This window comes from Halorubrum tibetense (assembly GCF_042661865.1).
GTDB classification, from domain to species: Archaea; Halobacteriota; Halobacteria; order Halobacteriales; family Haloferacaceae; genus Halorubrum; species Halorubrum tibetense.
In genome coordinates this window covers 1-8,274 of record NZ_JBHSWW010000094.1, presented here as the reverse complement: position 1 = coordinate 8,274, position 8,274 = coordinate 1, and the positions used below count along the sequence as shown (strand labels likewise).

7 protein-coding genes are annotated in these 8,274 nt (G+C 66.2%); 1 reads left to right on the top strand and 6 read right to left on the bottom strand.

The genetic code is table 11. From position 1 onward, the window contains the following. Window positions 1-169: 169 nt before the first annotated feature. Window positions 170-1,849 carry a tryptophan--tRNA ligase gene (locus ACFQEU_RS08070; RefSeq protein WP_379781009.1) on the top strand — a complete coding sequence of 560 codons (1,680 nt, stop codon included), beginning with the start codon at window positions 170-172 and terminating at the stop codon, window positions 1,847-1,849. A 37-nt stretch (window positions 1,850-1,886) separates the two neighbouring features. Here the strand turns inward: ACFQEU_RS08070 and htpX are convergent, their stop codons facing one another. The 6 genes from htpX to arlF form a co-directional block, all read right to left on the bottom strand. Next, entirely contained in the window at window positions 1,887-2,756 is an 870-nt protein-coding gene (gene htpX, locus ACFQEU_RS08065) for a zinc metalloprotease HtpX (protein WP_379781007.1), read from the bottom strand. Window positions 2,757-2,867: 111 nt separating this feature from the next. Then, on the bottom strand, window positions 2,868-4,604 hold the full coding sequence (gene flaJ / locus ACFQEU_RS08060; RefSeq protein ID WP_379781005.1) for an archaellar assembly protein FlaJ: 1,737 nt from the start codon (window positions 4,602-4,604) through the stop codon (window positions 2,868-2,870). 32 nt (window positions 4,605-4,636) lie between these two features. Continuing rightward, complete coding sequence (locus ACFQEU_RS08055) at window positions 4,637-6,310, bottom strand: type II/IV secretion system ATPase subunit (RefSeq protein ID WP_379781003.1); 1,674 nt, start codon at window positions 6,308-6,310, stop codon at window positions 4,637-4,639. 102 nt (window positions 6,311-6,412) lie between these two features. Further along, window positions 6,413-7,165, bottom strand: a complete 753-nt coding sequence (gene arlH / locus ACFQEU_RS08050; RefSeq protein ID WP_379781001.1) for an archaellum protein ArlH — start codon at window positions 7,163-7,165, stop codon at window positions 6,413-6,415. A 1-nt stretch (window position 7,166) separates the two neighbouring features. After that, window positions 7,167-7,673, bottom strand: coding sequence for an archaellum stator protein ArlG (gene arlG / locus ACFQEU_RS08045; RefSeq protein WP_379780999.1), 507 nt, complete (start codon window positions 7,671-7,673; stop codon window positions 7,167-7,169). Further along, window positions 7,674-8,156 carry an archaellum stator protein ArlF gene (gene arlF, locus ACFQEU_RS08040; RefSeq protein ID WP_379780997.1) on the bottom strand — a complete coding sequence of 161 codons (483 nt, stop codon included), beginning with the start codon at window positions 8,154-8,156 and terminating at the stop codon, window positions 7,674-7,676. It lies immediately after the preceding gene. Window positions 8,157-8,274 lie beyond the last annotated feature (118 nt).

The window sequence follows — 8,274 nt, the reverse complement described above, 5'->3', positions numbered from 1 at the left end:
GGGTCATACACGGGGGTCGGGCCGCGGGCAATATAAACCTCCGCGGGTCGTCCTCGCGCGTGGCCGTCCTCCCGCCGCGCGGTCAGCGTCCCGGCGCGTGGTCGACGGTCCCCGTGAGCGACTCCCGCACAAGCGAACGGTTTTTGCGTCGACCGACGGGAGGGGACGTATGGACGAGGACACCCCCGACGACGGGACTTCCCGATCCGACGACGGGACCTCCCGACCCGACAACGGGACTTCCCGGCCCGACGGCGGGACGGAGCAGGCCGACGGACCGACCGAGGACGTCGCCTTGGACCCGTGGGGGTCGGCGTCGGTCGGCGACTACGCGGACCTGTTCGCGGAGTTCGGCATCGAGGCGTTCGACGAGGTGAGCGGCGACGTCCCGGACCCGCACTACCTGATGCGTCGCGGCGTCATCTTCGGGCACCGCGAGTACGACGCGGTCGCGGAGGCGATGGCGAACGACGAGCCGTTCGCCGCGCTCTCCGGCTTCATGCCCACCGGCGACCCACACATCGGCCACAAGCTCGTCTTCGACGAGCTGATCTGGCATCAACAGCAGGGCGCGGACGCGTTCGGCCTGATCGCCGACCTCGAGGCCCACTCCGCCCGGGGGATGTCCTGGCCCGAGATCGACGAGCACGCGCGAGACTACCTCTTGAGCCTCCTCGCGCTCGGGTTCGACGCCGAGGCGGGTGCGATCTACCGCCAGTCCGACAACCGCGCGGTACAGGATCTCGGTTTCGAGCTCGGCTCGAAGGCCAACTTCTCGGAGCTACAGGCGCTGTACGGCTTCGACGGCGAGACGAACGTCTCACACATGCAGTCGGTGTTGACCCAGATGGCGGACATCCTCTACCCGCAGCTGGTCGACGAGCCGAAGCCCACGGTGATCCCGGTCGGCCCCGACCAGGACCCGCACGTTCGGCTCTCGCGTGATCTGGCGGTCCGGATGCGCTACTTCAAGGTGACCGAGGCGTTCGCGAGCTTCGAGCTCGACGACGCCGAACGCCAGCTGGTGCGGGCCGCATACGACGCGCTGGCGGCCGCGGCCGCCGAAAACACCGGCACGGCCGACGGCTCGGAGGCGGCCGACGTCCGCTGTACGGACGCTGCCGAGTGGCTCGCCGACTACGAGCCGCCCGACACCGGCGACGAGCGACTCGACCTCGCGGCCGCCAAACCGACCGCCATCGAGAAACTGCGGGCGGGAGGAAAAGAGCCGCTCCGGCCGCGGGTGCGCTTCTTCGATCGCAACGCCACCGACGCGGCGTTCGAGGCGCTGATCGAGGCGGTCGACGGCGAGAAGCGCGTCTTCGAGGGGCATATCGACGCGTTCGAGCTGACGCGCGAGGAGGCCGAGTCGCTGGCGCGGGGGGTCGAGATCGACCACGACGGGTTCGGCTTCCGGCAGCCCTCCGCCGTCTTCCATCGGTTCATGACCGGGCTCACCGGCGGGAAGATGTCCTCGTCGATCCCGGCGAGCCACATCTCGCTGCTCGACGACCCCGACGACGGCTACGACAAGGTGAAAGCCGCGACCACGGGCGGCCGCGACACGGCAGCGGAACAGCGCGAGCTCGGCGGAGAGGCCGACGACTGTCCAGTGTACGAGCTGTACGCGTACCTGCTCGCCGGGGACGACGACGAACTGACGAGGGAGGTGTACACCGAGTGTGTCACCGGCGAGCGGCTCTGTGGCGGCTGTAAAGAGCAGGCAGCCGAGCTGATGCGCGAGTTCCTCGCGGACCACCAGGAGAAACGGGCCGAGGCGGAGGCGTTACTCGACGAGCTCGACATCGACTTGGACTCCGACCGGCGCGGAACCGGCGGCGAACACTGAGTGACCGGGACCGGGTGCGGGAACTACTGCTACCCCGTTAGGCCGTCTCCATCTCCCGCTCGAGCTCGCGCAGACGCTCGATCCGCTTCTCCGTGGGCGGGTGTGTGGAGGCGATCCGGCCGATGAACCCCTTCGAGATGGGGAAGATAAAGAACGCGTTCATCTCCGCGCTCTCACGCATGTCCTCCTCGGGGACCCGCTCCATCCCGCTGTTGATACTGACGAGCGCGGACGCGAGCGCCCCGGGCTTCCCCGTGATCACCGCCGCGCCGCGGTCGGCGGAGTACTCGCGGTACCGCGAGAGCGCGCGGATCAGCAGGAACGACACGACCCACACCAGTAGCGACACCATGATCGCCACGATGACGGGCGCGCCCTGTCGGTTGTTCCCGCCCAGCAGCCAGCCCCACCGCACGATGAAGAAGGCGATAGTCGAGAGGAACGACGCGATAGTCATCACCATCACGTCGCGGTTCTTCACGTGGGCGAGCTCGTGGGCGATGACCCCCTCCAGCTCGTCCTGATCGAGGGTGCGGAGCAGGCCCGTCGTCACCGCGACGGTGGCGTTCTTCTGGTTCCGGCCGGTGGCGAACGCGTTCGGCACGTTCGTGTCGGCGACGGCGACCGCCGGCTTCGGGAGGTCCGCCTGTTGGCTGAGCCGTTCGACCATACGGTGGAGCTCCGGGTACTCTTCGGGGTCGACCTCCCGGGCACCCATGCTCCGGAGCGCGAGCTTGTCGCTGAAGAAGTACTGTGCGATCGCGAACCCGCCGAGCAGGATCAGCGGGAACAGCCCACCCTCGAAGTAGAGGGTGATGAACCCGACGAACACGAGGTAGAGGGCGAACAGGAGGAACATCGTGAACGCCATCCGTCCACGAAGCCCCCAATCCGTGTCCCATTGCATACGCGACGGTAGCGGTTCTGCGCGTTAAAACCTGCCGGAGGCGGGCGGGAACCGGCGGCGGTAGGTGGGTGACACCAGCGACGGTACGTGCGTGAAACCGGCCGCCCGGAGTCAGATCGAGAGGATGGCGTTCACGAGGACTCGGGTCGCGATGGCAGTCCCCGCCCCGAGCCAGGTCAACAACACGAAGTGGATGTACCCGTTCGCGGGGTTCCCGCCGTCGATCTTCCGGATCATCTGCGAGGAGAGCGCCGCGTTGAACAGCACGACCGTCAACAGCAGGTACTCGATCAACGGGATGTCGTACGCGCCGGGGTAGACGATCTGGCCGATATCCATCTGGTCGAGCTCGAAGTCCGCCGTCAGCTGGGCGAGGATGGCGACGATCTCCAGTCCGATGAAGAAGGCGAACGTCGCCGCCGCCGTGATCCCGTATAACAGCCCGATGAACGTCACCGCCGCTTGCCGGCGCTGCTCGCGCAGCTGGTTGACGGCGTTCATGTTCTTCGAGATCAGCTCGCCGAGCTGTTTGGGGTCGCCGCCCATCCGCCGGCCGACGAGGTACATCTCGGAGAACTTCTGGATGAGATACGATCGCGTGTCACGCGTGAATGCCCGCCACGCGCCCTCCGTACTGATCCGCATGTTGAGCCGGCGGTACAGCCGCGTGATCGCCGGCGACAGCGCTCCGAAGTCCTTGTCCCGGAGCGTCGTCAGCACGTCGGTCGTAGTCGACTGCTTGGCGCTCTCGGTCGCACCGAGCGCGCGAACGAACGAGGGGAACTCCCTGTCACGAGCGCTGATCGCCTGCTCTTCCGAGCGAAGGATCACCCCCGTGATGAACAGCGGCGAGATGGGGACGGCGAGATACAGCGGCAGTCGGACATCGTCGATGAACCAAAGGAGTCCGGGGAGCCCGGGACCGTATCCGAACATCCCGGCAGCCGTGAACCCGATGAGGAGGAACGAGAGTCCACCGCCGATCCCGAGCGACGCCCACAGCTTCAGGTCGCCCGGGGCGCGCTCCTCGGGGTGGTACCAGATCGGGTCGTACGGCGACGTCGCCCGGATCATCGCGTAGAAGCCGAGCTGGACGAAGACGAACAGGACGATGACCGCCGCGACGGTCGCCGTCGGGTCGTTTCCGGTCAGGATCGGAAGCACGATGGCGAAGACGAGCGCGAACGTCATCGAGAGGATCATCGACATGTACAGGTCCTTCATCACCTCCAAGTTCGACAGCGACGACTCGTACAGGGTCTCGTATTTGGCGAGCATCACGTCCTGTTCGGAGACGAGGAAGTCCTCCAACGACTGCCCCGCCCCGAGCGTGTAGCCGAGCCGGTCGAAGAAGTCGGCCATCGCGTCCGAGGGCACCTCTTTGGCGCGGCGACGACACGCGTCGTCAAGGCTCTGGTTCCACGTGTCGACGAGGCTGACGACCCGCCCGATCTCCTCGGCAGCCGCGCCGTACTCCTCCTCTTTGGCCAGCGTCCGGAACACCTCCATGCGGTCGATGTTCGTTGTCGACAGCACGGTCATGTGGGTCATCACCAGGTGGAGCTGGTTGTCGATCCGGTTCTCGACGCTGCTGAGGTAGATCTTCGGGTAGATGACGGCCGAAACGAGGGTGAGCACGCCGAACATCGGGATCGGGACCCGTGCGGCGAACGGGAGCGGGAGGAGGAACGCGCCGGCGATCGTGAGCAGGAAGACGACCGCCGCCGGGACGAGCACGTAGCCGACGTACTGCCGCTTCGAGATGTCGAGCTTCTCGTAGGACGCCATCACCTCCTCGGTGAGCCGCATGGCGGTGGCGAGCCCCTGACCGGCCTGTTTCACGCCCATAGCTCACACACCTCGGCGTCGGCTGCCGGCGCTCATCTGACGTTCCGGTGCATGTCGAAGGGGAGCCCCTCGACGCCGTCGCGCTGGAACGCGTCGATGGCCTCGTTGACCTCGTGGTAGCCCAAGATCCCCTCCTGGATCATCCGCTCTATCAGCTCCGCGCGGAACTGTAAGTCGTCGTAGATGTCGCGGGTGTCCGCGTAGCCGAGCAGCGTCGCGATCTGCTCTTCGAGCACGTAGGAGTTGTTCATTCCCTGGAAGACGATCTCGTCCTCGACGGGGTCCCAGCTGAACACCTCACGGGTGACGACCCCCTCCATCTCCTTGGAGTACCCCTCGATCTCCTGCACGCTCGTCACCCGACGGAGTACGTCGTCGCCCTGTTTCACCCGGTTCTGGAACAGCGCGACGTCCGCGTTGTCCATGAACGTCTCCGGCACGTTGATCGGCTCGGAGGTGAACCGCTGGATCATCGAGACGATGTCGGAGGCGTGGAACGTCAGCATGACCGGGTGACCGGTCTGGGCGGCCTGGAACGCCATCCGCCCCTCCGCACCACGGACCTCACCCACGATGATGTAGTCGGGACGCGACCGGAGCGCGGCGGCGACTAGGTCGAACATGTCGACGTCCGAGGAGCCCTCGCCGCCGCCCTCGCGGGTCAACAGCTGCTGCCACGTGTTGTGCGGCGGGATGACCTCCGCGGTGTCCTCCGCGGTGTAGATCTTCGAGTCCTGTGGGATGTACGAGAGGATCGCGTTGAGCGTCGTCGTCTTCCCGGACGCGGTCTCACCGACGACGAACACGGTCTGTTCGTTCTCCAGACAGAGCCAGAGGTACGCCGCGAGCTCCGGCGAGAGCGTCCCCCAGTTGGTGATCTGGTTGATCGACAGCGGCACCTCCTCGCCCTGCCGGATCGTGAGCGAAGAACCTTTCAGCGAGACGTCATCGGAGTAGATGATGTTGATACGCGAGCCGTCCGGCAGCGTCGAGTCGACGATTGGGTCGGAGTCGGAGAGCGGGTCACCGATCCGCTCGCCCATGTTCCGGAGCCAGTTGTCGAACTCCTTCGGGGTCCCGAAGTCGACGGTGGTCTCCAACATCCCGAACGTGCCGTGATCGACGTGACACTCGTGAGGGCCGATGACGTGAATGTCCTCGTTGGCCGGGTCACGCATCACCGGTTCCAGCGGGCCGAGTCCGACGATGTCGCGGTTGAGCCGGTAGCGGATGTTCTCGTACGTCTCCTCGGTGACGGAGAGCTTCCCCATGTTCAAGAGCTGTGAAGCGGTCCGTTTCCACCCGGAATCGCCGTTCTGGATGTGGGTGACGTCCGCCAACAGCTCCTCGATCAGGTCGTCGTACTCCGCTTCGGAGTCGGGCGCCGTGTGCCCGCCGCTCGCCGCGAGCAGCTTGTTTTTCACCTGGTTGAGTACCGTCGCCTGAGGCCCCGACATCTCCGGTTCGATCGCGTAGTACTTGGTCTCCTGTCCGAGGTCGCCGTACACGTGACAGAATATCGGGCCGCCGACCGGGTAGAGCACGTTCGGCCGGGCCGACTCGTACTCCGATTTCGGCTCCTCGATGAACAGCGGGAACTCCCCAGTGATCTGTTTGAACTCCTGGAGGTGTTCCCGGAGGTGCGGCCGCCGCATCGCTGCCTTCCGGAGCTCGTCCGACGGTTTCGCGGTCCCGTGTTCTGTCATCGTCTGTTGTGTGTCGTGTGTTGGTCGCGTGTCGTGTGTTGATCGCGCGTCGTGTGTGGTTCACCCGTGGCGACCCGGCGCTCGGGCGTCCAAGTGCCGCCCTCAGGCCACGCTCCGGCTCTCGATCACGATCCCCGTCCCCGAGCGAACGGAGAAGCCGATGGTGTCGCCGACCTGTTCGCCCATCCCCGCGAACCGTTTGACGTTGATCTGTCGTCTGATGTCGTTGCCGACCTCGATCATCTCGAGCTGGAGGAACACGTCGGCGATCGACCGGAACGGGCCGATCGCGTCGTCGTCGACGGCGGAGGGGTCGACGGTGAGAACCACGACTTTCCCCTGTGAGATGATCTCGCGGAAAAACGAGATGATCTCCAAGGCCGCCTGCCGCTCCTCGTTCTTCCGGACGAGCGCCTCGAACGTGGGGTCGTTCCGGAAGATCGCGTCGAACGTGTCGAGGAAGATCACGTCGGAGTTCCACATCGCCTCCGCGTTCATCAGTCGCTTGAGCAGCTCCTTGCGCTCCCCGTCGTCGTCGGAGAACGCGCCGCCGGAGTCGAAGTCGGCGTGCAAAAACAGCAGCTCCTCGTTCAACAGCGGCTTCACCATGTCGTACTCCAACGAGTGCATCTGGTCGATGAACCCGCGAACGGTGAGTTCGGTCGACATCAGCGTCACCGAGGCCCCCTCCTCGACGAGGCCGTAGGAGAACCGCTGGGAGATGGCGCTTTTCCCCGCGCCGTAATCCCCCTCGATGAGGACGATGGAACCGCGGGGGATACCGCCGCCGAGCTCCTTGTTCAGGCGGTCGCGCTCGCCGAGTCCGAGCGACAGGAGGTTGTCGGCACGCGGCATCTCAGTTACTCCCCTCCACGCGGAACTGGAACAGCTCCTCGTCGCCGTTGACGGTGAGGTACACTCGGTGGTCACTCGTCTCATCGTCCAACGAGCCGACGCCGTCCACCTCGTCGAGATCGATCGTGAGCGCGAGGACGTCGCCGCGGCTCCACGCGGTCGCCCCGTCGACGGAGACGAGCTCGCCGTGTTTGGCCGACGGCCGAACGAACCGGCCGTCGAACACGATGTCGACGCCGGAGCCGTCCGGAGCGAGCCGCTGTGTCCCGGTGTTCTTTATCAACAGCGTGACGTTCCCCTCCGCTCCGTGGCTTGCGTCGTACACCCCGCCGTTGGGGTCGGAGACGACCGTGATGTCCGTCCGTAGCTGCTCGGTGGCGTCGAGGCTCCCGTCGTTGACGGCGGAGCTCACGCGGTCGACACCGGTCGTCACGGTGCCGACGACGCCGGCGGCGATCACGAGGCTGGCGACGAACAGGATGAGGTGTGAAACCGGAACGCTCGCCATTCAGCCGCTCACCTCCGTCACGTCGGCGCTGTCGCGCACGCCGGACTCCGTCACGAGGACGACCCGGTCGACCTCGGCGAGGTCGGCGTCGATCGCCTCGTTCGGGATCGTCGCCGACAGCGCCTCGCCGCCGAGCCAGAGGTCGGTGTCCATGACCCCGTCGACGCTCGTCCACGTCGCGTCCGCGCCGAGGTCGACGTACTCGTTGTCGGCGATGAGCGTGGTGTCACTCACCACGAGGCCGACCGACCCGTCGTTGGTGGCGTTGACGACGAGCTCGCCCGACTCCCCGGCCGACTCGTTATACGTGGCCTCCGTCACGGTGAGCGCCGTGTTCTGTCGTTCGAGCGCGCGCTCGTGAACGTCGCGCTCGGCGTCGGTGACGCGGTCGAACCCGTTAGCGGCGACGGGATAGAACGCGGTGAACGCGAAGAACAACCCCGCGACGATTATCGCCGTCGACGCGGAGACGCTAACGCCCATCGTCCCATCCCCCGTCCGCCGGGTCCGCGTGGTCGGGTTGCGGGTCCGGGTCGTTCATCGGGCGGGTCGAGCCGCCGGAGCGACCCTTGCCCGGCTGCCGGCCGCGGTCGCCGTTCCC

Excerpts from the sequence above, each read along its gene's own strand:
- arlG (WP_379780999.1), bottom strand. The coding sequence starts at position 7,673 with ATGGCGAGCGTTCCGGTTTCACACCTCATCCTGTTCGTCGCCAGCCTC.
- htpX (WP_379781007.1), bottom strand. The coding sequence starts at position 2,756 with ATGCAATGGGACACGGATTGGGGGCTTCGTGGACGGATGGCGTTCACG.
- flaJ (WP_379781005.1), bottom strand. The coding sequence starts at position 4,604 with ATGGGCGTGAAACAGGCCGGTCAGGGGCTCGCCACCGCCATGCGGCTC.
- ACFQEU_RS08070 (WP_379781009.1), top strand. The coding sequence starts at position 170 with ATGGACGAGGACACCCCCGACGACGGGACTTCCCGATCCGACGACGGG.
- arlH (WP_379781001.1), bottom strand. The coding sequence starts at position 7,165 with ATGCCGCGTGCCGACAACCTCCTGTCGCTCGGACTCGGCGAGCGCGAC.
- ACFQEU_RS08055 (WP_379781003.1), bottom strand. The coding sequence starts at position 6,310 with ATGACAGAACACGGGACCGCGAAACCGTCGGACGAGCTCCGGAAGGCA.
- arlF (WP_379780997.1), bottom strand. The coding sequence starts at position 8,156 with ATGGGCGTTAGCGTCTCCGCGTCGACGGCGATAATCGTCGCGGGGTTG.